Origin of the sequence: Pseudonocardia sp. DSM 110487, from assembly GCF_019468565.1 — a bacterium.
Classification (GTDB): Bacteria; Actinomycetota; Actinomycetes; order Mycobacteriales; family Pseudonocardiaceae; genus Pseudonocardia.
In genome coordinates, this window is the sequence record NZ_CP080521.1 from 175,308 (window position 1) to 200,370 (window position 25,063).

25 protein-coding genes, 1 tRNA gene and 1 pseudogene are annotated in these 25,063 nt (G+C 72.3%); 10 read left to right on the forward strand and 17 right to left on the reverse strand.

Annotation, left to right across the window (positions count from 1 at the left end; genetic code table 11):
- Positions 1–12: 12 nt before the first annotated feature.
- Together K1T35_RS00690 and K1T35_RS00695 are read right to left on the reverse strand one after the other, a co-directional pair.
- Positions 13–768, reverse strand: coding sequence for a decaprenylphospho-beta-D-erythro-pentofuranosid-2-ulose 2-reductase (locus tag K1T35_RS00690; protein WP_220258263.1), 756 nt, complete (start codon positions 766–768; stop codon positions 13–15).
- Complete coding sequence (locus tag K1T35_RS00695) at positions 765–2,126, reverse strand: FAD-binding oxidoreductase (protein ID WP_220258264.1); 1,362 nt, start codon at positions 2,124–2,126, stop codon at positions 765–767. Before K1T35_RS00695 ends, K1T35_RS00690 begins: the two co-directional genes overlap by 4 nt.
- A 116-nt stretch (positions 2,127–2,242) precedes the next feature.
- Here K1T35_RS00695 and K1T35_RS00700 point away from each other — a divergent pair, with 116 nt between their 5' ends.
- Entirely contained in the window at positions 2,243–2,836 is a 594-nt protein-coding gene (locus tag K1T35_RS00700; RefSeq protein WP_255621447.1) for a DUF1707 domain-containing protein, read from the forward strand.
- Here K1T35_RS00700 and K1T35_RS00705 read toward each other — a convergent pair.
- Genes K1T35_RS00705 through K1T35_RS00715 form a run of 3 tightly spaced genes read right to left on the reverse strand, consistent with a single transcriptional unit; the run spans position 2,827 to position 4,280 of the window.
- Positions 2,827–3,090: a dihydrofolate reductase family protein gene (locus K1T35_RS00705; protein ID WP_220258266.1), complete on the reverse strand. Its 264-nt coding sequence runs from the start codon at positions 3,088–3,090 to the stop codon at positions 2,827–2,829. The genes K1T35_RS00700 and K1T35_RS00705 overlap by 10 nt on opposite strands.
- 1 nt (position 3,091) lies before the next feature.
- The gene (locus tag K1T35_RS00710; RefSeq protein ID WP_220258267.1) at positions 3,092–3,724 is read right to left on the reverse strand and encodes a dihydrofolate reductase family protein; all 633 of its coding nucleotides are present in this window, start codon (positions 3,722–3,724) and stop codon (positions 3,092–3,094) included.
- Between the two features lie 16 nt (positions 3,725–3,740).
- A complete protein-coding gene (locus K1T35_RS00715; protein WP_220258268.1) occupies positions 3,741–4,280 on the reverse strand; it encodes a dihydrofolate reductase family protein in 540 nt (179 codons plus the stop codon).
- A 206-nt stretch (positions 4,281–4,486) separates the two neighbouring features.
- Here K1T35_RS00715 and K1T35_RS00720 point away from each other — a divergent pair, with 206 nt between their 5' ends.
- Complete coding sequence (locus tag K1T35_RS00720) at positions 4,487–5,206, forward strand: TetR/AcrR family transcriptional regulator (protein ID WP_220258269.1); 720 nt, start codon at positions 4,487–4,489, stop codon at positions 5,204–5,206.
- A gap of 110 nt (positions 5,207–5,316) precedes the next feature.
- On the opposite strand, the gene K1T35_RS00725 is transcribed toward K1T35_RS00720, so the two are convergent.
- A complete protein-coding gene (locus tag K1T35_RS00725) occupies positions 5,317–6,996 on the reverse strand; it encodes a DUF885 domain-containing protein (protein ID WP_255621448.1) in 1,680 nt (559 codons plus the stop codon).
- Positions 6,993–10,196, reverse strand: a complete 3,204-nt coding sequence (locus K1T35_RS00730; protein ID WP_220258271.1) for a BTAD domain-containing putative transcriptional regulator — start codon at positions 10,194–10,196, stop codon at positions 6,993–6,995. The genes K1T35_RS00725 and K1T35_RS00730 overlap by 4 nt, the downstream gene beginning before the upstream one ends.
- A gap of 104 nt (positions 10,197–10,300) precedes the next feature.
- On the opposite strand from K1T35_RS00730, the gene K1T35_RS00735 reads away from it, so the two are divergent.
- The 3 genes from K1T35_RS00735 (at position 10,301) to K1T35_RS00745 (ending at position 12,564) form a co-directional block, all read left to right on the forward strand.
- Positions 10,301–10,864, forward strand: a complete 564-nt coding sequence (locus tag K1T35_RS00735; protein WP_220258272.1) for an NADPH-dependent FMN reductase — start codon at positions 10,301–10,303, stop codon at positions 10,862–10,864.
- A gap of 86 nt (positions 10,865–10,950) precedes the next feature.
- Positions 10,951–12,144, forward strand: a complete 1,194-nt coding sequence (locus tag K1T35_RS00740; RefSeq protein ID WP_220258273.1) for an MFS transporter — start codon at positions 10,951–10,953, stop codon at positions 12,142–12,144.
- Positions 12,145–12,147: 3 nt separating this feature from the next.
- Positions 12,148–12,564: a GtrA family protein gene (locus K1T35_RS00745; protein WP_255621449.1), complete on the forward strand. Its 417-nt coding sequence runs from the start codon at positions 12,148–12,150 to the stop codon at positions 12,562–12,564.
- 4 nt (positions 12,565–12,568) lie between these two features.
- Here the strand turns inward: K1T35_RS00745 and K1T35_RS00750 are convergent, their stop codons facing one another.
- The 5 genes from K1T35_RS00750 to K1T35_RS00770 all read right to left on the reverse strand — a co-directional run bounded on the left by K1T35_RS00750 (position 12,569) and on the right by K1T35_RS00770 (position 16,789).
- Entirely contained in the window at positions 12,569–13,456 is an 888-nt protein-coding gene (locus K1T35_RS00750; protein WP_370645289.1) for a glycosyltransferase, read from the reverse strand.
- 35 nt (positions 13,457–13,491) lie between these two features.
- Positions 13,492–14,256: an ABC transporter ATP-binding protein gene (locus K1T35_RS00755; RefSeq protein ID WP_220258275.1), complete on the reverse strand. Its 765-nt coding sequence runs from the start codon at positions 14,254–14,256 to the stop codon at positions 13,492–13,494.
- Between the two features lie 7 nt (positions 14,257–14,263).
- Entirely contained in the window at positions 14,264–15,151 is an 888-nt protein-coding gene (locus K1T35_RS00760; RefSeq protein ID WP_255621450.1) for an ABC transporter permease, read from the reverse strand.
- 76 nt (positions 15,152–15,227) lie between these two features.
- Positions 15,228–15,728: a bacterial proteasome activator family protein gene (locus tag K1T35_RS00765; protein ID WP_220262300.1), complete on the reverse strand. Its 501-nt coding sequence runs from the start codon at positions 15,726–15,728 to the stop codon at positions 15,228–15,230.
- A 74-nt stretch (positions 15,729–15,802) separates the two neighbouring features.
- Positions 15,803–16,789 (reverse strand): NAD(P)H-quinone oxidoreductase, encoded by a 987-nt coding sequence (locus tag K1T35_RS00770; RefSeq protein ID WP_220258276.1) that lies wholly within the window; start codon positions 16,787–16,789, stop codon positions 15,803–15,805.
- Positions 16,790–16,843: 54 nt separating this feature from the next.
- On the opposite strand from K1T35_RS00770, the gene K1T35_RS00775 reads away from it, so the two are divergent.
- Positions 16,844–17,488 carry a GNAT family N-acetyltransferase gene (locus K1T35_RS00775; RefSeq protein WP_220258277.1) on the forward strand — a complete coding sequence of 215 codons (645 nt, stop codon included), beginning with the start codon at positions 16,844–16,846 and terminating at the stop codon, positions 17,486–17,488.
- 6 nt (positions 17,489–17,494) lie between these two features.
- Here the strand turns inward: K1T35_RS00775 and K1T35_RS00780 are convergent, their stop codons facing one another.
- Positions 17,495–18,421 (reverse strand): neutral zinc metallopeptidase, encoded by a 927-nt coding sequence (locus K1T35_RS00780; RefSeq protein WP_220258278.1) that lies wholly within the window; start codon positions 18,419–18,421, stop codon positions 17,495–17,497.
- A 73-nt stretch (positions 18,422–18,494) separates the two neighbouring features.
- Between K1T35_RS00780 and K1T35_RS00785 the strand changes: the two genes are divergently transcribed.
- From K1T35_RS00785 to K1T35_RS00795, 3 genes are all read left to right on the forward strand, one after another.
- A complete protein-coding gene (locus K1T35_RS00785; protein ID WP_220258279.1) occupies positions 18,495–19,637 on the forward strand; it encodes an endonuclease/exonuclease/phosphatase family protein in 1,143 nt (380 codons plus the stop codon).
- A gap of 5 nt (positions 19,638–19,642) precedes the next feature.
- A tRNA-Ser gene (locus tag K1T35_RS00790) sits at positions 19,643–19,727 on the forward strand.
- Positions 19,728–20,106: 379 nt separating this feature from the next.
- A complete protein-coding gene (locus tag K1T35_RS00795) occupies positions 20,107–21,612 on the forward strand; it encodes an alpha/beta hydrolase (protein WP_220258280.1) in 1,506 nt (501 codons plus the stop codon).
- Between the two features lie 356 nt (positions 21,613–21,968).
- Here the strand turns inward: K1T35_RS00795 and K1T35_RS00800 are convergent.
- Positions 21,969–22,907: pseudogene (locus K1T35_RS00800) on the reverse strand (DUF6596 domain-containing protein); the annotation flags it as partial.
- 63 nt (positions 22,908–22,970) lie between these two features.
- Positions 22,971–23,447: a MarR family winged helix-turn-helix transcriptional regulator gene (locus K1T35_RS00805; protein ID WP_220258281.1), complete on the reverse strand. Its 477-nt coding sequence runs from the start codon at positions 23,445–23,447 to the stop codon at positions 22,971–22,973.
- Between the two features lie 56 nt (positions 23,448–23,503).
- Here K1T35_RS00805 and K1T35_RS00810 point away from each other — a divergent pair, with 56 nt between their 5' ends.
- Complete coding sequence (locus K1T35_RS00810; RefSeq protein ID WP_220258282.1) at positions 23,504–24,010, forward strand: pyridoxamine 5'-phosphate oxidase family protein; 507 nt, start codon at positions 23,504–23,506, stop codon at positions 24,008–24,010.
- On the opposite strand, the gene K1T35_RS00815 is transcribed toward K1T35_RS00810, so the two are convergent.
- Entirely contained in the window at positions 23,987–24,553 is a 567-nt protein-coding gene (locus K1T35_RS00815; protein ID WP_220258283.1) for a GNAT family N-acetyltransferase, read from the reverse strand. The genes K1T35_RS00810 and K1T35_RS00815 overlap by 24 nt on opposite strands.
- Positions 24,554–24,579: 26 nt before the next feature.
- Positions 24,580–25,056 (reverse strand): cupin domain-containing protein, encoded by a 477-nt coding sequence (locus K1T35_RS00820; protein WP_220258284.1) that lies wholly within the window; start codon positions 25,054–25,056, stop codon positions 24,580–24,582.
- Positions 25,057–25,063 lie beyond the last annotated feature (7 nt).

Here is a 25,063-nt window from a genome sequence, read left to right on the forward strand (position 1 = left end):
TTCTCGACACGCCTATGCGGGAAGCCGGCGGAACACCGCTCGCGGCAGGTGCCGCAGCACGCTCATCAGGAAGCGCACCTGCGCGGGCGCCCACACCAGCTCACGGCGCTTGCGCACGGCGTCGACCGTGATCGCGGCGACGGCCTCGGGGGTGGTGGACAGCGGCGCGGGCCGCATGCCCTCGGTCATCCGGGTGTGCACGAAGCCGGGGCGCACCACCGTGACGGTGACGCCGAGCGGCCGCAGCGCCTCGGTGAGGCCGGAGTAGAAGGCGTCCAGCCCGGCCTTCGTGGAGCCGTACACGAAGTTGGAACGGCGGGCGCGCTCGCCTGCCACCGACGAGAACGCCACGATCGCCCCGTGGCCCTGCTCGCGCATCCGCTCGGCCAGCGCGACGCCCACCGTCACCGCCGCCGTGTAGTTCACCTGTGCCATGCGGGCGGCGTACGAGACGTCGGTCCACGCCTGCTCGTTGTCGCCGAGCAGGCCGAACGCCACGACCGCCACGTCGATGTCGCCGCCGGTGAAGGCCTTGCGCACGACGTCGGCGTGGGTGTCAAGGGCCTCGGCGTCGAACGGGAGCGTCTCGACGGCGCAGCCACGCGCCTCCAGCCGGGCTCGCGCGGCGTCGAGGCGGTCGGACGGGCGCGCGGCGAGCACCACGCGCAGCGGCCGGTCGCTCGCGAACGCCTCGACGACCGCGAGGCCGATCTCGGAGGTGCCCCCGAGCAGCAGGATGCTCTGGGGGTTGCCCACGGCGTCGATCACTTGGTCAGCTCCAGTCTGCGGGACATGTCGGAGGCGAAGACCCCCTCGGGATCCGCGGCGTCACGGACCTTGCGCCACTCGTCGAAGCGCGGGTAGCCGCTGCGGAACTTCGCGGCGCCCACCCGCGACTCCTTCGCCAGGTAGAACCGCCCGCCCGCGCCGAGCACCAGCTCGTCCAGCTCCTCGCACAGCCGGTGCAGGCCGCGCGCGATCGGGAAGTCGACCGTGATCGTCCAGCCCGGCTGGGGGAACGACAGCGGCGCCTGGTTGCCCTCGCCGAACCGCTTGAGGACGTTGAGCCCGGATGCGTGCGGCGACGCGGCGATCTTCTCGACGATCCGGCGGAACGTCGGCTCCTCGCCGAACGGCACGAGGAACTGGTACTGCAGGAAGCCGCGCGAGCCGTACACCCGGTTCCAGTCGCCGAACAGGTCCAGCACCTGGTAGAAGGCCGTGATGTTCTGGATGGCGCCGCGCTGCCGCCTCGGCGCCTTGCGGTACCAGAGCTCGCTGAACGCACGCAGCGTGTAGCGGTTGGCGAGACCGCTGGGGAACACATCGGGGAACGACAGCAGCTGCGGCGCGTCGAACTTCAAGGGGTCGCTGCGCAGCTTCGCGGGCAGCTGGTCCACCGTGGCGAGCGAGCCGCGGGTGAGCACCGCCCGCCCGAGCTGCGCGCCGGTGGTCGTCGTGTCGAACCAGGCCGCCGAGTAGCCGTACGTGTCATCCGAGCCGTCGGTGAGCAGGCCCATCAGCTCGTCGAGGTCGGCCGTGCGGTCGGTGTCCACCACGAAGTACGCCGACTCGGTGCGATGCAGCGCCACGGTGGCGCGTACGACGACACCGGTGAGCCCCATCCCGCCGATGGTGGCCCAGAACAGGTCGGAGTCGGGGCCGTCGGGCGTGAGCCGACGCACGGAGCCGTCGGCCGTGACCAGGTCGAGCGAGCGGACGTGGTTGCCGAAGCTGCCCTTGGTGTGGTGGTTCTTGCCGTGGATGTCCGCGCCGATGGCCCCGCCGATCGTGACCTGCCGCGTACCGGGCAGCACCGGCACCCACAGCCCGTACGGCAGCGCGGCCCGCATGAGGGTGTCGAGGCTGACGCCCGCGTCCAGGTCCACGAGGCCGGTCTCGGCGTCGATGGAGTGGATCGTGGCCATGCCCGTCATGTCCAGGACGGTGCCGCCCGCGTTCTGGGCCGGGTCGCCGTAGGACCGGCCCAGCCCTCTGGCGATGACGCCGCGCGGGCCTGCGGTCTTGATCGCGGCCGACACGTCGTCGGGGGACCGGGGGAGCAGCACCTTCGCGGTGGTGGGCGCGGTACGTCCCCAACCGCGCAAGCTCATCGATTCCGGCATCGCGGGCCAGGGTAGCGCTGGCTCGGTCGGCGGCCGCGGGGTGGACGAGGTCGCCCATGGCTCCTCGTCCCGCTCCTCGTCCCGCGGATCAGCGTCGCGGCATAGGCTCACATGCTGTGAGCGAGCAGCCCGAGGCACGCGGATTCCGCATCTCCGACGCGGACCGCGAGCGGGCGGCCCAGCGATTGCACCAAGCGCTCGCCGAGGGCCGGATCACGCTGAGCGAGCTGGAGGAACGGCTCACGGTGGTCTACGCGGCGCGCTACGAGGCGGACCTCCGACCCCCGTTCGCCGACCTGCCCGACCCCGACGTCGTCGCCCGCCCGGTGCCGTCGGTTCCGTCGGACGCGCCGCCATTGGTGCTCAGGGCAGGCATGTCGACCATCAAGCGCAGCGGGTCGTGGGACGTGCCGCCGCGGCTGCGCCTGCAGAGCGCGATGGGCTCGGTCGTGCTCGACTTCTGCGACACGGTGATCGCGCATCCCGTGGTGGACATCGAGGTCGACCTGGGTGCAGGGTCGGCCAAGCTCCTCGTGCCGGACGATTCCACCGCGAACGTCGACGACATCGTGGCGAGCATGGGCACGGTGAAGAGCAGCGTCCCGTCCGTTCCCCGGCCCGGCGTGCCCCATTTCGTGGTGCACGGCCGGGCCGGGATGGGATCGGTGACGGTGCGGAGGCGCTACCGCATCGCGGGCCGCTACTTCTGATCCGCCCGCTGGAACACCGTGATCGGGATGCCCTCGCCGACCGTTCTCGACGCCGTCAGCTTCCACGTCGACTTGTCCGGGGTCTCCCCGAAGAGCCGCCGTCCCGTGCCGAGGACGATCGGGAACGTCATGAGGTGGATCTCGTCGACGCGATCGAACGCGAAGGCCCAGTTCGGGTGCTTGAAGTCCTCGCCGCCCGGGGCCTCCACGACGCCGTCGAGCGAGATGAACTCGGTGACCACGATCCGGCCCATCTCAGGCCCCCTTGCGGCGGAACGTCAGGTGCGTGACTCCGCTGGGTGAGGAGGTGGTCTCGATCTCGTAGTCCTTCTCGAGACCTTCCAGCCCGTCCCAGAGCCGCACGCCCCGGCCGAGCAGGATCGGCACCACCGCGGTGTGCATGTGGTCGATGAGCCCGGCCGCGAGGAACTCGCGGATCACGGTGGGTCCCCCGCCGATGCGTACGTCCTTGCCACCCGCGGCCTCGCGGGCCACCTTGAGCGCTTCGGCGGGCGACGCGTCGAGGAAGTGGTACGTCGTGCCACCCTCCATCTCGATCGACGGGCGCGGGTGGTGGGTGAGGACGAAGACCGGCGTGTGGAACGGCGGGTTGGGTCCCCACGCGCCCTTCCACTCCGGGTCCTCGTGCCATCCGGGGTGGCCCCACTTCCCGGCACCCATGATCTCGGCGCCGATCCCCACGTCGTGCCGCTGGACGAAGGCGTCGTCGACGCCGCTGCTGCCGCCGGGCTTCCACCACTGCGTGGTGAACATCCATTCGTGCAGCCTTTCCCCGGCGTGCCCGAAATGTGCGTCGCGGCTCTGCCCTTCACCGGTGCCGAAGCCGTCGAGCGAGATGGCGAAGTTGTGGACGCGGGCGAGTGACATCGTCAGCTCCTCCTGATCAACCGGCGGCGGGCCCGTAGACCGTGTGCACCACGCCGGTGGTGAAGGTGGTGGCGGACTGCAACTTCAGCGGCACCTTCGCGCCGTCCGCGAACAGCTTCTGGCCCTTCCCGATCACGACCGGGTGCACCAGCAGGTGCAGCTCGTCGACCAGCTCCTGCTCGACCAGCCACTGGACCAGGACGGCGCTGCCCGTCGTACCGAGCTGCGCGTCCTGCTTGAGCTTCGTCAGCTCCGCCTTGACGTCGCCGCTGATGATCGTGGAGTTCTCCCAGGTCGCCTCGGTGAGCGTGTTCGACACGACGTACTTCCGCGACTCGTTCATCTGCTTGGTCATCGGGTCGTCCGGATCGGCCTTCGGCCAGTACTCGGCGAACCCGTCGTAGGTCTTGCGGCCGAGCAGCATGGCGTCGTTGCCCTCCATCAGCGCGCCGACCGCCGCTCCCATCTCGTCGTTCCAGTAGTCGAAGTGCCAGGTCTCGGGCGACTCGATGACGCCGTCGAGCGAGATGAACAGGCCGGACTTGATGGATCCCATGAGCTCTCTCCTTCGGTGGGGTTCTGGTGTGGAGACCGCGCCGCGGCGCGGAACTGATCGGTCGCCCTCTAGCCCGGACGTGCGTGCTCGATCACTCGCCCCATCGGTTCCCCTCGAGGTGCGGTACCGTATCCCTCGGAAACAGTATCTGGCGGATACTGTTTACGGCAAGCACGCCGTGGGGGCAAGAGCGGATCGGAGAGCGGATGGACGACGACACCGGGCGGGTCATCGAGCTGCTCTGGGGCGCGCCGAATCGGCCGAGCCGCGGGCCACGGCCGTCGCTCTCCATCGCCGCGATCGCCGACGCGACGGTGCGGATCGCCGACGCCGACGGGTTGGAATCCGTGTCCATGCAGCGCGTCGCCGAGTCGTTCGGCGTCACGAAGATGGCGCTGTACCGGTACGTGACCGGTAAGGCCCAGCTGCTCGCCGTCACGGTCGAGGCGGCGGTGGGAGACCCGCCGGTGCTGCACGGCACCGGCTGGCGGGCCCGGATCGAGGAGTGGGCCGGGCTGCTCCGCGAGAACTGGCTGCGCCATCCATGGCTGCCGCGGGCGACCGTGGGGGACCGGGTGATGGGGCCGCGTGAGGTCGCATGGATCGAGTGCCCGGTCCAGGTGCTCGCCGAGGCCGGCCTCACCGGCCCTCGGCAGATGGACGCCGTCCTGCTGCTGTGCGCCCACGTGCGCAACACGTTGACGCCGACCATGTCCGGCACGCAGCCGTGGACCCCCGGCAGGGGTTCCGGCTCCCTGCGCAAGCAGCTCGCGCAGCGCAACGCCGAATACACGGCGGTGCTCGCCGCCACCGAGTCCGGGCGGTCCCACGACAACGGCTGGCGGTTCGGGCTCGAGCTCGTCCTGGACGGGCTCGAGGTCCAGGTCACCAGAGCTGGACGGCATGGTGCTCTGCATCGCGGCTGATGCGCCACCTCTACCAGGCGAACAGCCCTGGACCGCCCGCTAGGACGGAGGTTGGCGAGAACCACGCGGAGGATGTCGACATCGGCTCGTGCTTCCCACTCTGGCGGGGCCTAGAGCTTCGCGAGCTCGTCGGTGAGGTCGTCGAGGCCGAGGCTGCCCAGCGACAGTGCAGCGGCGTGCCATGCCTTCAGGTCGAAGTCGGCGCCTCGCGCCGCCATGGCCGCGTCGCGGCCTGCGAGCCATGCGCGTTCCCCGAGCTTGTAGCTGATCGCCTGGCCCGGCCAGCCGAGGTAGCGGACGATCTCGCTGTCCAGAAACGCGGCAGGCCGCCCGGAATGCGCACCGAAGAACTCGCGTGCGATCTCCGGTGTCCAGGTCTCGCCTGCGTGCAGCGGGGAGTCGGCGGGCACCCGCAGCTCCAGGTGCATGCCGATGTCGATCACAACCCGCACCGCGCGCATCTGTTGCGCGTCCAGGTAGCCGAGCCGGGCGCCGGGCACCGTCAGGTAACCCAGCTCGTCCATCAGGCGCTCCGCATAGAGCGCCCATCCCTCGATGTTGCCGGACACCGAGCCGACCGAGGTCTGGTAGGTCGAGAGCCGGGACGCCAGGTACGCCCACTGGGCCAGCTGCAGGTGGTGCCCCGGAACTCCCTCGTGGTACCAGGTGCTGATCAGCTGCCACAGCGGGAAGCGGGTCTCGCCCATCGTCGGCAGCCAGGTGCGGCCGGGGCGGGAGAAGTCGAGCGACGGGCGCGTGTAGTACGGGGCCGCTGCGCTGCCTGCCGGCGCGATCACGGCCTCGACCGCGCGGACCGGTGGAGCGATGTCGAAGTGCGTGCCGTCCAGCTCGGCGATCGCGGTGTCCATCATCTGCTGCAGCCAGGCGCGCACCTCCTCGACGCCCTCGACCGCGGGGCCGTTCTCGTCGAGGTGACGGATCGCGCTGCGCAGGTCGGCGCCCGGCAGCACGGCCTCGGCCTCCCGGCGCATCTCGGCGTCGATCCGCCGGTACTCGGCCCAGCCCCATGCGTAGGCCTCGTCGAGGTCGAGGTCCGAACCGGTGGACAGGCGGGCGCCGAGCCGGTAGCGGTCCGGCCCGACGGCATCCGGGGTGCCGGCCGTGGCCGGCAGGTAGGTGCCGGCGAGGTAGTCGCGCAGCGACCTGGTGGCCGACGCCGCCGCGTCGGCGGCGCCGGCCAACCCGGACCGCACCGCCCCCGGCACGCCGTCCGGTGCCTTCGCCGCGAACGAGTGGAACCACGAGCCACCCTCGCCGGTGAGCCACTCGTCGAGCTGGCCGATCACGGTCTCCACCTGCCTCGGCGCAGCGTGCAGCCCGCGGCTGGATCCGTCGGCCAGCGAGGCGGTGTAGCCCCGGAACGACTCCGGCACCTTGCTCATCCGCCGTGCCACAACCGCCCAGTCGTCCGGGCTGGTCGTGGGCATCAGCTCGAACAGCTGCCGGACCTGCGCGTGCGGGCCGAAGATGTTGCGGACCGTTCGCAGGTGCTCTCCCGCGTCGCTCACCGCCAGCTGGGCCTCGAGCCGCTCGCGCAGCAGCCGGGCGCAGCGGCGGTCGTCGTCATCGGCCACCTCCGCCGCCGCGATGGCCGCGAGCGTCGCGCGGGCCAGCTCGTCGACGGCGCGTTGACCGTCGGGGGAGAGGTCCGGCACTCGGTCGTCGCCGGGATGGGTGCCCAGTGACGTCGCCACCCGGGTGTCGAGGTCGGCGAGCCGGCTGACGTAGTCGTCTGCGAGCGAACGGACGGCGGAGTCGGTGATCGTCACCCGCCCCATCCTGCTGTATTCGATTGCCTCCGCTCCGCTAGGACGGCATCGGCATCGAGGTCGGAGCCACGGGCGAACTCGGCGTCGAACGCCTCGCCCAACGCCGCTCGCGCGGCCGCCGTGATCCGATCGACGTCGCCGCGGTCGCTGGACGCCTCGGTCCCGTCGATTCCCGCACGGGTGGCCGCCGCGGCGCCGAGCAGCCGGGCGGCGTGGCGGTACTCGCCGCGCAGCACACGCTCGCCGGCGAGCCCTTCGAACGCGAACGCGACCGCGCGTGGGTCTCCGCTGCGACGTGCCGCGTCGAGGCCCTCGATGTGCAGGCGGCCCGCGGTCTCCGCGTCGCCGCGCTGCTCGGCGAGGAAACCGAGCTCGGCGAGGCTGATCGCCTTCCCCGGCTCGTACCCCGCGGTGCGGTACCACTCGTGCAGGGCCGTCAGATGCTCCGCTGCCTCGTCGAACCGGCCGGTGCGGCGGGCGACCATGCCGAGGCCGAGCTGGGCGTAGACCGCCTTCGACTCGTAGCCCTGCTCCCGCGCGAGTTCCAGCGCGCGGCGGTGGCGGTCGTCGGCGAGCGCGGGCTCGCCGGTGAGGGCGGCGATGCGGCCGAGGCGGCTCAGGTGGTCGATCACGGCGGGCCACAGCTGGAGCTCCTCGGCGCACCGCAGGCCGTCCCGGTGGCGCCGCGCCGCCGACTCCTGATCGCCCGCGATCTCGTCCAGGTTCCCGAGCACCTCGGCCGCGCTGGCCTGTCCCCACCGGTCGCCGAGCTCGTCGAAGAGCCGCGCGCTCTCCTCCCCGGCCCGCCGCGCCTCGTCGAGTCTGCCGCGGGACATCGTGTACATGCTCACCTCGCGCAACGCGGCCGCCGCGCCCCACCCGTCGCCCAGCTCGTGGAACGTCGCGAGCGCCGAGGCGGCGAGGTGCTCGCCCGCCTCCAGCTCGCCGATCCCGCTCATGACGAAGGCGTGCAGCCAACGGGCGTGTGCGAGCGCGCCCGGCGAGCCAAGGCCGGTGAAGGCATCGAGCGCGGTGCGGCTGTGCGCCACCGGATCGTCGACGCTCCGCTCCCGGATCCGGACGGCGGCGAGCGCGGCTCCTGCGGCGGCCCGCGCGACCGACCGTTCCGGCCCCGCGATCCGCAGCGCCGCCGCCAGCGACCGACCGGCTGTGCGGTGGCGGCCCCGGAGGAACCAGTACCAGGTGAGCGCATTCACCAGTCGCAGCGCGAGCGCCGGGTCGGGCCGGGCGACGGCGGTGTCCAGCGCCGCCTTCATGTTCGCCGTCTCCGCATCGAGCCCGGACAGCCATTCCTTCTGTTCGGGACCGCGCAACCGGGGTGCGGCGCGCTCGGCGAGCTCCGCGCAGGCGACCGCATGGCGGTACCGGGTGGCCTCCTCCTCGCCGGCCTCGTGGAGCCGCTCGCACGCGTACGCGGCGACGGTCTCGAGCAGCCGGTAGCGGGTGCGGCCGCCGCCGCTCTCGACCGGCAGCACCAGCGAGCGGTCCACGAGCCGGGACAGGAGCTCGAGCACGTCATCCCTGTCGACGGGTTCGCCCGCGCACACCTCCTCGGCGAGGCCCGTGGTACAGCCGTCCGCGGTGACCGCGAGCCTGCGCAGCACCGCCCGCTCGGACTCCGATAGCGGCTCCCAGCTCCAGTCCATGACGGCCCGGAGGGTCCGCTGCCGCCGGGGGGCGTCCCTCGGGCCGGAGCCGAGCACGCGGAACCGGTCGTCGATGCGTGCGGCGAGCTCGGCGAGGCCGAGCGTGCGGACGCGGGCCGCCGCGAGCTCCAGCGCGAGCGGGAGCCCGTCGAGCTGCCGGCAGACGGCCGCGATCATCGCCGCGTTGTCCCGCGTGAGCGCGAACCCCGGCGCCACGGCGGCGGCGCGTGCGACGAAGAGCTGCACGGCCGCGGAGCCGGCGGGATCGGCCCCGTCGGATGGCAGGTCGAGCGCCTGCACCGGCCGCACGACCTCGCCGCGCAGACCGAGCGGTTCCCGGCTCGTCGCGAGCAGGCGCAGCTCCGGTGCGCGGCGGAGCAACGCGGCGACCAGCTCCGCGGCCGGCTCGACGATCTGCTCGCAGTTGTCGAGCAGGAGCAGCACGTGCCGGTCCGCGATCGCGTCGACGATCCTGCGGACCGGATCGGTGGACGCGTCGTCGTGCAGGTCGAGAGTGGCGGCCACCAGCTCGGCCAGCTCGCCGACCGCGTCGCCGCGGGCGGCGTCGAGCCCGGACAGATCGACCATCCACACCCCGTCGCGCGTGGTGGGGACGAGCAGGCGGGCGGTCTCGACGGCCAGCCGCGTCTTCCCGACCCCGCCAGGGCCGGTGAGCGTCACGAGTCGGGCCGTCGCGAGCACGGTGCGCAGGTCCGCGACGTCGCGATCCCGCCCGACGATGTCGTCCCACGTGGCGGGCAGGTTGGTGCGCGGCGTCGCGGGCGCGTCCAGCGCTCGTTCCTGGGTCAGGATCGCTCGGTGCAGCTCGACGAGCTCCGGCGACGGGTCGAGGCCGAGCTCGTCGCGGAACCGGATGCGCAGCTCGTCGTAGCGCTGCAGGGCCTCGGCCTGCCGGCCGGCCCGGTACAGCGCGCGTAGCCGGGTGGCCTGCAGCTTCTCCCGCAACGGGTGCTGGTCGAGCAGGGTGTTCAGCTCGCCGATCACGGCGTCGACCTCGCCGAGCTCGAGGCGCGCCTCGGCGTCCAGCTCGACGGCGCCGAGGCGCAGCTCCTCGAGCTCGGCGATCGCGGGCGCGGCGAACTCCTCGTCGGCGACGTCGGCGAACGCCGGCCCGCGCCACAGCGCGAGCGCTTCTGCGACGCGCGTCGCGGCCGTCGCGGCCCCGCCTCCGCGCGCCGCCGCCACGAGCTCGGCGAACCGTCCGGCGTCCACGGCGGAGGCCGGTACGTCGAGGACGTAACCGTGCCCGCGCGAGACCAGGAGCCCGCGGGCGCCGGGCTCGGCACCGTCGAGGGCCCGCCGCAGCTGGGAGACCTTCACCTGCAGCGCACCGAGCGGCCGGCGGGGCGCGTCGGCTCCCCAGAGGTCCTCGATCAGCCGGTCGGCCGTGACGAGGCTGCCGCGGTGCACCAGCAGGTCGGCGAGCAGGGCACGGACCTTCGCGCCCGGCACCACCACGGGTGTGCCGGCATCGGTCCACACCGCCAGCGGCCCGAGCACCCCGAATCGCACGGTTACGACCGTAACCGGCCGATCGTCAGCGGACGGGAAGTGCTCGGTAAGCGCGGGAGCCCAATCTCGGTCTCGTCGGAACAGACACCTCGGAAGGAAGACCGATGAACACCCGCATCCTCGCCATCTCGGGCAGCCTCCGCTTCGACTCGGTCAACACCGCACTGCTGCGCGCCGCCGCCGCCGTCTCGGCCGACGACACGTGGGTCGAGCTCTGGTGTGGCCTGGGCGCCATCCCGCCGTTCAACGAGGACGGCGAGCACGACACCCCGGCCTCCGTTGCGGACATGCGCGCGGCGATCGCCGGTGCCGACGCCCTGCTGGTCTCCACCCCCGAGTACAACGGCTCGATCCCCGGCCAGCTGAAGAACGCGCTGGACTGGGCGTCGCGGCCCTACGGCGACTCGGTGCTGTCCGGCAAGCTCGTCGGGATCACCAGCGCCAGCCCCGGCGACTACGGCGGCGCATGGGCGGCCGAGCACCTCGGCAAGGTGCTGCGGACCGCCGGCGGCCAGGTGCTGGAGCCCTCCTTCTCGCTGCCGCTCGCCGACCAGGCGTTCGAGCCCGGCACGGACGTGCTCCGCGACCCCGCCCACACCGCTGCCCTCACCGGTCTGGTCTCCGCCCTGCAGACCGCGGCGCAACCCGCCCTCGCCGTGGCGAACTGACCCCGAACTCGGCAGGAGAACCCCATGTCCCGTATCGCCGCCGGCCATTACTCCGCCACCGGCAACGTGACGACGGTGCGTGCGTCATGAGTGCCGTCGTCACCGCCGCCCCGCCCGTGTCCCGCACCTTCCCGCGTGTCGCGCTGTTCGCGCTCGCCGCCGGTGCCTTCGTGATGTGCACCGCCGAGTTCGTGATCGCGGGCCTGCTGCCCGACATCGCCGCGGACCTCGGTGTCGGGATCTCGACGGCGGGCCTGCTGATCTCCGGCTACGCCGCGGCCATCGTCGTCGGTGGCCCGGTGTTCGTCGTGGCGGGCACCCGGATCCCGCGTGGTCGGCTACTCGTGTTCGCGGCGGCCGTGTTCGTCGCCGGGAACGTGCTGTCCGCCGTCGCGGGCTCGTACGGGCCGCTCATGGCGGGCCGGGTGATCGGCGCGCTCGGGCAGGGCGCGTTCCTCGCCACCGCGTCGGTGGTCGCGGCCGACCTGGTGGCGCCGTCACTGCGAACCCGTGCCATCGCGCTCGTGTTCGCCGGCGGCACGGCGGCCAACGTGGCCGGCAGCCCGCTGGGCGCGCTCGTGGGGCAGCTGCTGGGATGGCGGGCCACGTTCTGGGCGGTCGCCGTGCTGGGCGTCGTGGCGTTGGCAGCGGTGGCGGCCGCCGTGCCCGCCACCCCACCGCCCGTGCCCACCACGCTGCGGAGCGGATTCGGGGCGTTCCGAAACGGCCAGGTGTGGCTCACGCTCGCGATCGGAGTGGCCGGGCCGGGTGGACTCTTCGCGGCCTACACCTACATCGCGCCCCTGCTGACGTCGGCCAGCGGCTACCCGCCTCAGGCGATCGCCGCGGTTCTCGGCCTGTTCGGGATCGGGCTCCTCGTCGGCAACTCCATCGGGGGCAGGTTCGGGGGCGGCGCCCAGCTCCGGGTGCTCGGCATCGCGCTCGCGGTGCTCGCGACCGGGCTGGCCGGGCTGGCCGTCGGCGCGCACTCCACGGTCGTGGCCACCGTCCTGCTGGTGGTCGTCGGGGCGGGCGCGTTCGCCATGGTGGCGCCGTTCATGACCAGGCTGATCGACCAGGCCGCAGGCGCACCGCTGCTCGCCGCGGCCGCGGGTGGCTCGGCGACGAACACGGGCGCCGCGCTCGGCGCATACCTCGGCGGGCTCGCGATCGACACCCCGCTCGGGGTCACCGGCCCGCCGGTGGCCGGCGCGATGATCGCCGCGTTCGGCCTGGTGGCGGTACTCGCGGCCAGTGCCACTGCCACTCGATACCCTTGACCGGTGACCGCGACCCAGCCCGCATCGGCCCAGCATCCCGGCCTCGCCGCGCAGCTGGGCCGGTTCGTGGCCGTCGGGGCGCTCTCCGCGCTCGTCGACTTCGGCGGCTACCACGCCCTGCTCGCGCTCGGCACATGGGTGCACCTGGCGAAGGCCATCAGCTTCATCCTCGGCACCACCACGGCGTACCTGCTCAACCGCCGGTTCACGTTCACCGCAACCGCGGGCGGCAGCGCCCGGTTCGCGGGCTTCGTGCTGCTCTACGGCACCACGTTCGCGATCAACATCGGGATGAACGCGCTGATGCTCGCCGTGCTGCCGCAGATGCCGTTCCGCACGAGCCTGGCGTGGGTGATCGCGCAGGGCTGTGCCACAGCCATCAACTTCGTGATGCTCCGCACGGTGGTCTTCCGCCGCTGAGTGCTCAGGGGCGGCGGAAGCGTTCCGCCCGGCCCTGGCGGACCAGCCGCACCCACTGCAGGAACTCACGTGGGCTGCGCTTCGTCACCAGGAAGTACCAGGCGAACCGGGGCACCTCCAGCACCCCGACCCGCCGCATCCCCGGCTGGGACACCAGGAACCCGCGGTTGCGGTAGGTGTAGTAGCGCTTCACCGGGTCGTCGGGGTCGCGGGCGTGCAGCCGGCCGCCGAGCATCGGCTTGTCGTCGTCGGCGCCCGCCGGGTGCAGGTAGGCCGCCCGCAGCGAGGTGCCGAACGGCAGCCCGGAGCGCACCAGCCGCCGATGCACCTCCACCTCGTCGCCGCGCACGAACAACCGCAGGTCCGGCACGCCGACGACGTCGAGCGTGGACGCCCGGAACAGTGCCCCATTCATCAATGCCGCGATCCCGGGCAGCAGCTCGTCGTCGGCGCCGTGCTTGACGTCGGCGGCGAGCTCGGCGCGGGAGCGGTGCCACGTGAGGCCGCGCCGGACGGGGAAGGCGAGCCGGTCGGGCCGGTCCTTGTCGGCCACCGTCGGGGATACGGCCGCGAGGCGGCGGCGCTGGGCGAGCTCGACGAGCGTGGAGAGGGTGGACTCGTCGGCGGGCATGCCGTCGTCGTCGCCCAGCCAGATCCAGTCGGCGCCCATGGCAAGTGCGTGCAGCATCCCGAGGGCGAACCCGCCCGCGCCGCCGAGGTTCGTCCAGGACGGGATCCAGGTGGCCGGTAGGCCACAGTTCTCGACGACCGCCTGAGCGGACTGGTCGGGACCGTTGTCGACGACGATCAGGTGCGCGATCGGGTGGGTCTGCTTCGCGAGCGCGGCAAGCGACTCCGTGAGCAGCTCGGTGCGGTGGCGGGTGACCACCACCGCGACGACAGAACCAGCGGGAAGCGGGGCCCGATTCACCGGGCGTCTATCTCGGCCAGCACGTCACGTCCCTTGTAGTGGTGGAGCACCTCGCGCAGCGGGCCGTGCTCGCGGATGGTGCCATGGTCCATCCATATCGCGGTGTCGCACAGGTCGGCGAGGAACTCGTCGGAGTGGGAGGCGAACACCAGGATGCCGGACCGCTCGACCAGCTCGTTGAGCCGGTCGCGGGCCTTGGCGAGGAACTCGGCGTCTACCGCGCCGATGCCCTCGTCGAGCAGCAGGATCTCCGGGTCGATGCTCGTGACCACACCGAGCGCGAGGCGCACCCGCATGCCCGTGGAGTAGGTGCGCAAGGGCATCGACAGGTAGTCGCCGAGCTCGGTGAACTCGGCGATGTCGTCGACCCGTGCCTCCATCTGCTTGCGGGTCATGCCCAGGAACAGACCGCGGATGAGGATGTTCTCGAAGCCGGAGATCTCCGGGTCCATGCCGACGGCGAGGTCGAACACCGGCGCCACCTTGCCGACGACGCTCGCGCGCCCGCGGGTGGGCTCGTAGATGCCCGACATCAGCCGCAGCAGCGTGGACTTGCCTGCGCCGTTGTGCCCGACGAGCGCCACGCGGTCGCCGCGACGCAGCGACACCGTGACGTCGCGGAGCGCCTCGATGATCGGGACCTTCGACTCGGTGCCGATGCGCCCGCCCGCTCGGCCGAGCACGGCCTTCTTCAGCGAGCGTGTCTTGGCGTCGAAGATCGGGAAGTCGACCGCGGCACCTTCGATGTCGATGCTGACCATGCGCCCCTCAGACCCAGTACGCCACGCGGGAGCGGTAGTTGCGGAGGAAGACGAGTGCGGCGACGCAGCCCGCCACGGTGATCACGGCGACCACGTACCAGTGCCGCCACACGATCGGCTGGCCCAGCATCGGCTGGCGCAGGATCTCCACGAAGTGCATCACCGGGTTGAGCTCGGCGATGCGCGCCCGCTCGGCCACCGCCGGGTTCTTCAGCAGCGTGTCGTACTGCCAGACGATCGGCGTCATGAAGAACAGCAGCTGCGTGAGGCTCGCGATGATCGGCGGGATGTCCCGGAACCGGGTGGCCACGATGCCGGCGAGCACGGCGATCCACGCCCCGTTGAGCACCAGCACCGCGAATGCCGGGAACGCGAGCAGGAGCGACCAGCCGAGTGGGTGCGGGAAGATCACCATCAGGACCGCCCACACGACCAGGTTGTGCAGGAAGAACAGGGTCTGCCGCCACACCAGCCGGTACACGTGCAGGGACAGCGGTGCCGGCAGGAACTTGATCAGACCCTCGTTGGCGATGAACACCTCGCTGCCCTCGAGGATGCAGCCGTTCACGAAGTTCCAGATCAGCAGCCCCGTGGCCACGTACGGCAGGAACGTGGCGAGATCCATCTGGAACAGCGCGCCGTAGAGGATGCCCATGGCGGTGGCGACGACGGCCATGCTGATGCTGACCCACAGCGGCCCGAGCACCGAGCGTCGATACCGCTGCTTGATGTCCTGCCAGCCCAGGTAGCCCCACAGGGGGCGTTGCTTCCATCCCTGCCCGAGGTCGCCGAACGCGCGCTGCCAGCTGCGCGAACCGGCGACGTCGACCACGACGGGCCGGGCGGGGGTGGCGCCCTCGGCCCGGTCGTCGCCGGTGGTCATCGTCTGAGCCACCAGGCGAGGGTACCGGCGGGTCGAGTAACCGTTCCGGGCGGTGCTGCCCAAGACGGTCCGCAACCGCGACCCGGCCTCAGAGGTACTGCCCCGTGCCCCGGCCGATCGGGCCCTCCCCAGCCTGCGGCACCGCGCCCGGCGGGAGGCCGCGGCGCATCTGCTCCAGCTGCTGGCGGGCGGCCATCTGCTGCGCGAAGAGCGCCGTCTGGATCCCGTGGAACAGGCCCTCCAGCCAGCCGACCAGCTGCGCCTGTGCGATCCGCAGCTCCGCATCCGACGGCGTGGAGTCGTCGGTGAACGGCAGGGTGAGTCGGTCCAGCTCCTCGCGCAGCTCGGGCGCGAGGCCGTCCTCCAGCTCCTTTATCGAGTTCTGGTGGATCTCGCGGAGCCGGTTGCGGGAGGCCTCGTCGAGCGGAGCGGCACGCACCTCCTCCAGCAGCTGCTTGATCATCGTGCCGATCCGCATGACCTTGGCCGGTTGCTCGACCATGGAGCCCACTCCCTGCTCGTCGGCGTCCTCGCCGGATTGGGGGACCCGTGCCACGCCGACCGGTCGCCCGTCAGGGCCGATGACCATGACCTGGTGGTCGCCGTTTTCCCCGTTGTTCTGCTCCGTTGGCTGGCTCACCACACCACGGTATCGAGGTTGTGTCAGGTGAGGGGCAGCAGGATCTTGCCGATCACGCCGCCCGCCTCGAGTTGAGCGTGCGCCTTCGCCGCCTCGGGCAGGGGGATGCTGCCGTGCACGATCGGCCGCACCCGCCCGTCGGCGAACAGCGGCCACACCTGCTCGCGCACGCCCGCGACGATCGCGCCCTTGCCGCTCGGCCCGGTCACAGGGCGGCCGCGCAGCTGCAGGGCGGTGACGCTCCCGCGCTTGCGCAGCAGCTTGTTGAGGTCGATCTCACCCTTCGTCCCGCCCTGCAGGCCGATGATCAGCAGCCGGCCGTCGGGCGCGAGCGTCTCGATGTTCGCGGCGAGACCCTTGGCACCCATGATGTCGAGGATGACGTCGGCACCGTGCCCGTCGGTGGCCTCCTTCAGCCGGGCCGGGACGTCGTCGTGGTAGTCGATCACGATGTCTGCGCCGAGCGCGCGGCAGCGCTCCAGGCGGTCCGGGGCACCGGCGGTGGCGGCCACGCGGGCGCCCAGCGCCTTGGCCACCTGGATCGCGTGGGTGCCGATCCCGCTGCTCCCGCCCTGCACGAGGAACGTCTCCCCGGCGGACAGCCGCCCCGCCGCCACGATGTTCGACCACACCGTGCACGCCACCTCGGGCAGGCCCGCGGCCGTCACGAGGTCGACGCCCTGCGGGATCGGGAGCAGCTGCGCCGCCGGCACGGCGACCTTCTCTGCGTACCCACCGCCCGCGAGCAGCGCGCACACCTCGTCGCCGACCTGCCAGCCCTCGACCCCGTCACCGAGTGCCGCGATCCGGCCGGAGCATTCGAGACCGATGATGTCCGACGCGCCGGGCGGCGGCGGGTAGAAGCCCTGCCGCTGCAACAGGTCGGCGCGGTTGACCGCGCTCGCCACGACGTCGACGACGACCTCGCCCGGACCCGCCACCGGGTCCGCGACCTCGGTCCACTCGAGCACTTCCGGTCCACCCGGTTCCCGCACCGTGATCGCACGCATGCCGCTGACGCTATTAGGTCGAGCGTGCGCGCGCCGCTCCGGCAAGGTGGCGCCATGGACTATCCGGAGCCATGGCCCCTGCGGCGCCTCGTGCTGCGCACGCCGCGGCTCGAGCTGCGACCGGACGACGACGCCGGGCTGCTCGAGCTCGTCGAAGAGGCCTACCGCGGCGTGCACCCGCCGGAGCAGATGCCGTTCCTCGTCCCGTGGACCGACTCCGAGCCTGCTCACCTGGGCAGGCGCATGCTCCAGTTCTACTGGGACGCGCGCGGACGGCTCACCCCCGACAACTGGTCGATCCACTTCCTCGTCCGGTTGGAGGGACGGGTGATCGGCGAGCAGACGGTGACAGGCCGGGACTTCCGGGTCGTGCGCGAGGTCGATACCGGCTCCTGGATCGGGATGCGCCACCAAGGCGGTGGCATCGGCACCGAGATGCGCGCGGCCGTGCTCGCGTTCGCGTTCGACCACCTCGGTGCCGTGCGGGCTCGCTCAGGCGCCTTCACCGACAACATCGCCTCGCGCCGGGTCTCGGAACGCCTCGGCTACCGGACGGACGGCTCCAGCTGGTTCGCGCGTCGCGGCCGGCCCGCCGAGGAGCTGCGGCTGACGGTCACCCCCGACCTCTTCGTGCGCCCGGAATGGAAGCTCCAGGTAGAAGGCGTAGAGCCCTGCCTCGCGCTACTGGGTGCGGGCTGACTGGGGTCAGCCGAGGTCCACGCCGCGGGCGAAGGTGTCGCACCGCGCAGGGTCGCCCGACTCGTACCCGGTGGTGTACCAGCGCTCCCGTTGCGCCGAGCTGCCGTGGCTGAACTGGCTCTCGTCCACCTGGCCGCCACCGAGCTGGCTCTGGATGTAGTCGTCGCCGATGCGGGCGGCCGTGTCGAGCGCGGCCGCCACGTCGTCGCGCGTGACGTCACGGATCAGCGGTTGCCCGGATGCGGTCGGCACCGATTCGGCGTGGTTGGCCCACACCCCGGCGTAGCAGTCGGCCTGCAGCTCCAGCCGCACCGAGCCGGACGTCGGCCCGGTCTCGCCAGGCCGCACGCGCTCGCTCGTGCCGAGCAGCGCCTGGATGTGGTGGCCGTACTCGTGGGCGATGACGTACGCCCGCGCGAACGGGCCGCCCTCCGCCCCGAAGCGCGTCTCGAGCTCCCGGAAGAAACCGAGGTCGATGTAGACCTCGTTGTCGGCGGGGCAGTAGAACGGCCCGACCGCCGACGACGCGCTCCCGCAGCCGGTGCGCACGCCGCCGCTGAAGAAGTTGGTGCGCGGGGCCTGGTAGGTGATCCCGGAGCGCGCGAAGGTGTCGCTCCAGTACCCGTCGAGCGAGTTGACGACCGCCACGACCTCGCAGTCCAGCTCCGTGTTGGCCTGGCCGCCTGTTCGGCAGGTGGAGGCGGCCTGGGAGGTGTCGGCCGACTGTCCCTGCTCCAGCCCGGTGAGTCCACCCAGGTCGATCCCGGAACCGCCGCCCATCTGGCTGAGCAGGAAGTACAGGATCAGTCCCACGACGCCGAGCCCGCCGCCGCCCACCGCAACGCGCCCGCCGAGGCCACCGCCTCCGCCACCGCTGCCGCGCAGGTCGTCGATCTGAGACGTGTCCAGCTGGGCGTTCTCGTCGAACCGCATGCTGCCCTCCCGCGCAGATCCCACCACATCGGTCGTCACCGCTCGTTCACGCTCGCCTGTAAGGGTGATCGCCATGCCGCTCCACCGCGCGCTCCCCGCCGTGCTCATCGCACTCGCGCTGCCCGCCTGCACGGCGGCGACGGCCGCCCCTCCCGCCGAGGCCCGCGTCGCGACGTTCAACGCATCGCTCAACCGGGCAGCAGATGGCGAGCTGGTGGCCGACCTGTCGACCCCGGACGACCCGCAGGCCCGCGAGGTGGCCGAGGTGGTGCAGCGAGTGCGGCCGGACGTGCTGCTGGTCAACGAGTTCGACCACGCCCCCGCCGCCGTCGACCTCTTCCGCGACAACTACCTGGAGCGCGGCCAGAACGGCGCCGAGCCGATCGAGTACCCGTACGCGTTCCTCGCACCGTCCAACACGGGGGTGCCGAGTGGGTTCGACCTCGACAACGATGGCGCCGTCGGCGGCCCGAACGACGCGCTCGGCTTCGGCGCGTTCCCCGGGCAGTACGGGATGCTCGTGCTCTCGCGCTTCCCGATCGACACCACCGCCACTCGCACGTTCCAGCGGTTCCTGTGGAAGGACCTCCCTGGTAGCAGGCAGCCCACAGACTTCTACTCGCCCGAGGAGCAGGCCGTGCTCCCGCTCTCCTCGAAGTCGCACTGGGACGTGGCCGTGCGGATCGGGGACCGCACCCTGCACGTGCTCGCGAGCCACCCGACGCCGCCGACCTTCGACGGCCCTGAGGACCGCAACGGCCGCCGCAACGCCGACGAGATCGCCTTCTGGCGCCTCTACGTCCAGCCCGGGGCGGCCGGTGACGCGCTCTACGACGACGCAGGCCGGCGCGGCGGCCTCGGCGCCGGGGAGAGGTTCGTGATCCTGGGCGACCAGAACTCCGACCCGCTCGACGGGGACTCACTCGCAGGCGCGGCCGAGCAGATCCTCACCGCGCACCGCGTGCTCGACCCGGCCCCTGCCTCTGACGGAGCGGCGGAGGCCGCGAACCCTGGCCACCGCGGCGACCCCCGCCTGGACACCGCCGACTTCTCCGACCCCACCCCCGGCAACCTGCGCGTCGACTACGTGCTGCCCTCGGCGCCGCTGGAGGTACTTCGCAGCGGAGTGTTCTGGCCGGTCGCGGCCGATCCGCTCGCCCGCCTGAACGACGCATCCGACCACCACGCGACGTGGGTGGATCTGCGGCTACCCTGATCGACGGAAGCGTGGCAGAGCGGCCGAATGCACTCGCCTTGAAAGCGAGAGACGGGCAACCGTCCGGGGGTTCGAATCCCTCCGCTTCCGCGGTCCTGACCAGCGGCAGCGCCGGACAGGACGATCACGTCCCGACCGGCGCCGCCGACGTGGTTGCAGTTCTGGTTGCAGTTCGCCGCTCAGGCGGCCGGTCGCGGCCGTCCTGATCTGGTCGGGGTCCCTACTCGGTCGCCGCAGCAGACCGCCGACGCGCTCCGCGACGTCGCGCCGCATCGCGGCCGGTGATGTGCCGGTAGTGAGCGGCCATCGCGGTGTCGACCCAGCCCATGACGGTGCGCCCGGGGACGCCGAGCAGTAGGGGACCGTGGCGGCGGTGTGGACGAGGCCGTGTCGCCGGGGGCATGCCCCCGGCCCGCTCGGAGGGTTCGCCGGATGGGTTCGCCGGCGGGGGGTGGCCAGGCTGAGATGCATGACGACGACGAGGCGTAAGGCCGCGCTGCTGGCGGGGGTCGCTGCCGTACTGCTCACTGCCATGCCCGCTACCGCGGCAGCGGCCGACGGCGCCGGTCTGGACTGGGGCGTGTGCGCGGGCGACGACCTCGATCCGCGGCAACAGTGCGCCACCCTGGACGTGCCACTCGACCATGACGACCCGCGCGGCGAGCACATCGAGCTCGCCGTCTCCCGCATCCCCGCCGCCGACCCGGGCGCCCGCCGCGGCACCCTGATGCTGGTGCCCGGCGGCCCGGGCGAGCCGGGGCTGTCCGACCCGACCGCCGCCGCCCGCAGCCTCCCGGCGGAGGTGCTGAACGCCTACGACATGGTCAGCTTCGACCCGCGCGGCGTCGCGCAGTCCACGCCGGTCAGCTGCGGCCTGGCCCACGAGGACCTGTCCCTGGTGCGGCTGCGGCCATGGCCCGCCCCGGACGGCAGCATCGCGGAGAACGCGGAGAACTCCGAACGCATTGCCGACGCCTGTGCGGTCCACGGCGGCCCGCTGCTGCACGAGATCAGCACCGCGGACGAGGCCCGCGACATCGACCTCATCCGGCAGGCGCTGGGGATGCAGCGGATCTCCATCTGGGGCGTGTCGTACGGCACGTACGCCGGTGCCGTCTACGCCCAGCTGTTCCCCGATCGCACCGACCGGGTCGTGCTGGACAGCGTGGACGACCCCGACCCGACGCGGGTCGCTCGCGGCTGGCTGGCGAACTACGCGGTCGGCGTCGAGGACGCATTCCCCGCCTTCGCGGACTGGGCGGCCGACCCCGGCAACCCGCAGCGGCTGGCCGACGCTCCCGAGCAGGTGCGCCCGCTGTTCCTCGACCTCGCGGCCCGCCTGGACGCCGAGCCGATTCCGTGGCCGGGTGCCAACCCACCGGAACTCTCGGGCAACTCGCTGCGGCAGACGCTGCTCGACGCACTGTACGCACCCGACCGCTACCCGCGGCTGGCCGAGCTGATGCACGCTGTCCTGGACCGCACCGCCCTGCCCGCGCCGAACACCCCGCCCGACGAGGTCGTGCAGAACTCCGCGGCCGCGATCGCCGCCACCATCTGCAACGATGTCGCCTGGCCGACGGACCTCGACACGTACGCCCGGGGCGTGGCGGCGAGCCGGGAGAGCCACCCGCTGACCGCGGGCATGCCGATGAACGTGCTGCCCTGCGCGTTCTGGCCACGGCGCGCCGAACCGCCCGTGGAGATCACAGCTCGCGGCCCGTCCAATGTGCTGCTGGTGCAGAACCTGCACGACCCGGCCACCCCGCACTCCGGCGCGCTCCGGATGCGCGAGGCGCTCGGTGACCGGGCACGCATGGTCACCGTCGCCGCCACCGGCCACGGCTCCTACGCGAGGACCGGCAACACCTGCGGCGACCGGCACGTGACCACGTTCCTCCTCACCGGCCACCGCCCGGCCGCCGATACCTTCTGCCCCGCGGAACCCTCCGATGCGCCGATCGGAAGGCGCTGAGTGTCCTCGCACCGACTGCCTCGCCTGCGGCGATCCGCTCGACCGGGAGCCAGACATCGACGGCAAGTCGTACGCCATCGCTGACCGGGACGTACAGGGACTGCAGGCGTACCGGGCGATGCAGGTCGCGATCAGGGAGGCCGGCGGCGGTCCCACACCTGACCGGCCACAAGGGGGCAACCGCCCATGATCCGTTGTTTCGGGTGCTCATGGTCGTGCGGGCAGCCGTGGACAACCGGCAGTTCGGATCATGCCCGCCGCCGGTCGAGCGGCTGAGCCGCCGGGGTGCGTCAGGGCGCGATCCTGTCGGTCCATCGGCTCGGTCCGGTCGAGCAGCCGCCGGTGGGCGCGACCGGTCAGCGGCGCAGGCGGGCGTTGAGCCGGGCGGCCTGGCGGGTCAGGTGGGCGCGCTCGGCGAGGTTGGGTGCCTTCTCGGCCGCCTCGGCGTACAGCCGCGCCGCCGTCTCCGGATCGCCGGCGCGCTCGTGGAGGTACGCCGCGACCGCGGCGTGGCGGGGCAGTGAGTCGTCCAGCGCCGCGAGCGCTGCAAGCCCGGCGCGTGGTCCCTCGGCCTCGCCCACGGCCACTGCGCGGTTGAGCCGCACGACCGGGCTGTCGGTCAGTCGCGCGAGCTCGTCGTACCACTCGACGATCTGCACCCAGTCGGTCTCCTCGGCGGTGGGCGCGTCGGCGTGGAAGGCCGCGATGGCGGCTTGGGCCTGGAACTCGCCCAACCGATCGCGGGCCAGCGCCGCCTGCAGGATCTCGACGCCCTCGGCGATCGAGGCGGTGTCCCAGCGGCTGCGGTCCTGCGCGACGAGCGGCACCAGGCTCCCGTCGGGAGCGGTCCGGCTGGCGCGCCGGGCGTGGTGGAGCAGCATGAGGGCGAGCAGCCCCGCCACCTCGGGGTGGTCGATCGCGGCGGCGAGCTGCCGGGTGAGCCGGATGGCCTCGGCGGCGAGGTCGACGTCGCCGGAGTAACCCTCGTTGAAGACCAGGTAGAGGACGCGCAGCACGGTGGCGACGTCGCCGGGCTGGTCGAACCGCACGCTCGCGACGCGGGTGGTCAGCCCGCCGACGGCGCGCAGCGTGAGCGCGACCGCTGACGACGGCGTCAGCGACGGGTGGGCGCACAGGAAGTAGAGCTGGAGCGTGTCGTCCACCGCGGTAGCCGGCCCGGGGGCAGGCTCCTCGTCGACGAGGTCCTCACGCCGGCGGCGGGCGGCTTCGGTCCGGGTCGCGTCGAGGAACTTGCGCCATGCGACGGTGACCAGCCAGCTCTTCGGGTCCCGCGGCGATGATTGCCGGCACCGGAGAGCCGGAGAACGTGACCTCCCTCGTGGAGCCGGTCTTCGCGCCTACTGCGCCGGGCGCACTCTGCGGTTGCGCACCGCAGCCGCGCCACCCGCGATGTCGATCGCGGTGAGCAGGGTGCGCCGGGCCGACTCGACCCGGTCGGCGCCGAGCTTCTCGGCCAGTTCGCCGACCAGCTCTGCCCGGATCTCCCGGGTGTCTCGCACCGCGGCGCGGCCGCGCTCGGTGAGCGCGACCCGGCGCACCCGGCCGTCCGTGGCGTCCGGCATCCGTTGCAGGTACCCCGCGGCGCTCAGCTCGGCCGCGGTCTTCGAGACGGCCTGTTGCGTGACGCCGAGCCGCTGCGCCAGCTCGCCGACGGTGATGGGCCCATCGATGAGGTGCTGGAACAGGTAGCCGTGGCTCACCCGTAGCCGGGTGTGGCCGCGTTCGTGCAGCCGTTCGAGCGTGCGGTCCGTGAGCGCAAGCCCGGCGAGTTGGGCCACGACGGCGAAGTCGAGCAGATCGTCCGGGACGGGCACGTCGCGACTCTACAACCATGGTTGACAACTCTCGTTGTGCAACTATGGTTGTGGATATGTCTTCGCCGGTCAAGCGGTTCATCGCGATCGCCCACGAGATCGTCTGGTGCACGCTCGGCACCGTCGACACGTCCGGACGGCCGCGCTCTCGGGTCGTCCATCCGGTCTGGGAGGCGCTCGCTGACGGCGGGCTGGTCGGATGGCTCACCACCCGCTCGTCGACACCGAAGCTCGGTCACATCGCTGCCACCCCGTACGTCTCGTGCTCGTACTGGTGGGAGAAGCACGACGTCGCCGTCGCCGAATGCCACGCGCGGGTCGTCCTCGATCCCGGCGAGCGGGAGCGGGTGTGGGAGGTGGTGGCGGCGCTGCCGGCGCCGACCGGGTTCGACCCCGCGACCATCTGGCCAGGCGGACCGGCCGACCCCGGGTTCGTCCTGGTCCGGATGGACCCATGGATGCTGCGGTTCGCGCAAGCCGACGAGCTCGCCGCAGGCGGGGCGCCGGAGGTGCACCGGTTCGCGGGCGGCGGTGTCGCCTCAGGGTCGGTGGGCCAGCGCTGACGCGTCCGGCCATGCGACGCGGAGCATGGCCGGGGCGCCGTTCAGGCGGATGGGCACACCACCGGGCGGCGGGACGAGCGCCTTCTCCACGCAGGCTCCGCCTCGAGCACGGTAGAACCGCTGCGCGGCGACGTTCTGCTCGAGCACCCACAGGTAGATGGCCGGACCGGCGGCGCGGCCGAGGATGCCCTCGGCGGCGCGGGCGAGGAGGGCGGTGCCGACGCCGGTCCGCTGGTGGGGAAGGGCGACGTGCAGGTTGTCGACGAGGCTGCCCCACGCGGCATCTTCGTCGATGACGACGTGGACGAACCCTGCGAGGCTGTCGCCGTCTTCGGCCAGCACCGTGACGCCGCCTGCCGGATCGGCCAGGCGCGCCGACCAGACCGCCCGCCGGTCGGCGACGACGTCACCGTCGAGATAGGCGTCGGCGTAGGCGCCGCGGTAGTGCCGCCGCCAGCTCGCGGCGTGCAACGCGGCGACCTGCTCGGCGTCGCCGGCGTGCGCGGCGCGGAAGCGCACTTCCGTCGGCTCGTTCGCAGCCATATCACCGCACGGTAGTTGGGGTGCCGCTAGAGCGGGTCGGAGATCGCGAGCGGCGGACCGATGAACTCGATCCAGTTCGCGTGGCCGACGGCGGCGAGCGCCTCGGCGTCCACCGGGCCCGGCAGCGCGGCGAACTGCTCGAAGAACCGCTCCACCCCCGACGGTGAGGTGATGATCAGCAGCCGTCCGGCCGCGTCGCCGATGTTCTGGAAGTTGTGCGGTACGCCACGCGGCCCGAAGGCCATGCCGCCGCTCGACGCCCGGAGCATGGTGTCACCGGCCTTGAACCGGAATTTGCCCTCGAGCACCCACCACACCTCGTCCTCCCGGACGTGGATGTGCTGTGCAGGTCCCGACCCGGGTGCGACCAGCAGTTCGAGGACCGTGAGCGAGCCGTTGGTGCTCATGGTGTCGGCCTTCACCGTGATCGCGTCGCCGGTGGGCGTCTCGAGAACCGGACCCTCACCGGGCTGCACGGCGAAGGGCGCCGTGAAGTTGGGCATGGGCCTG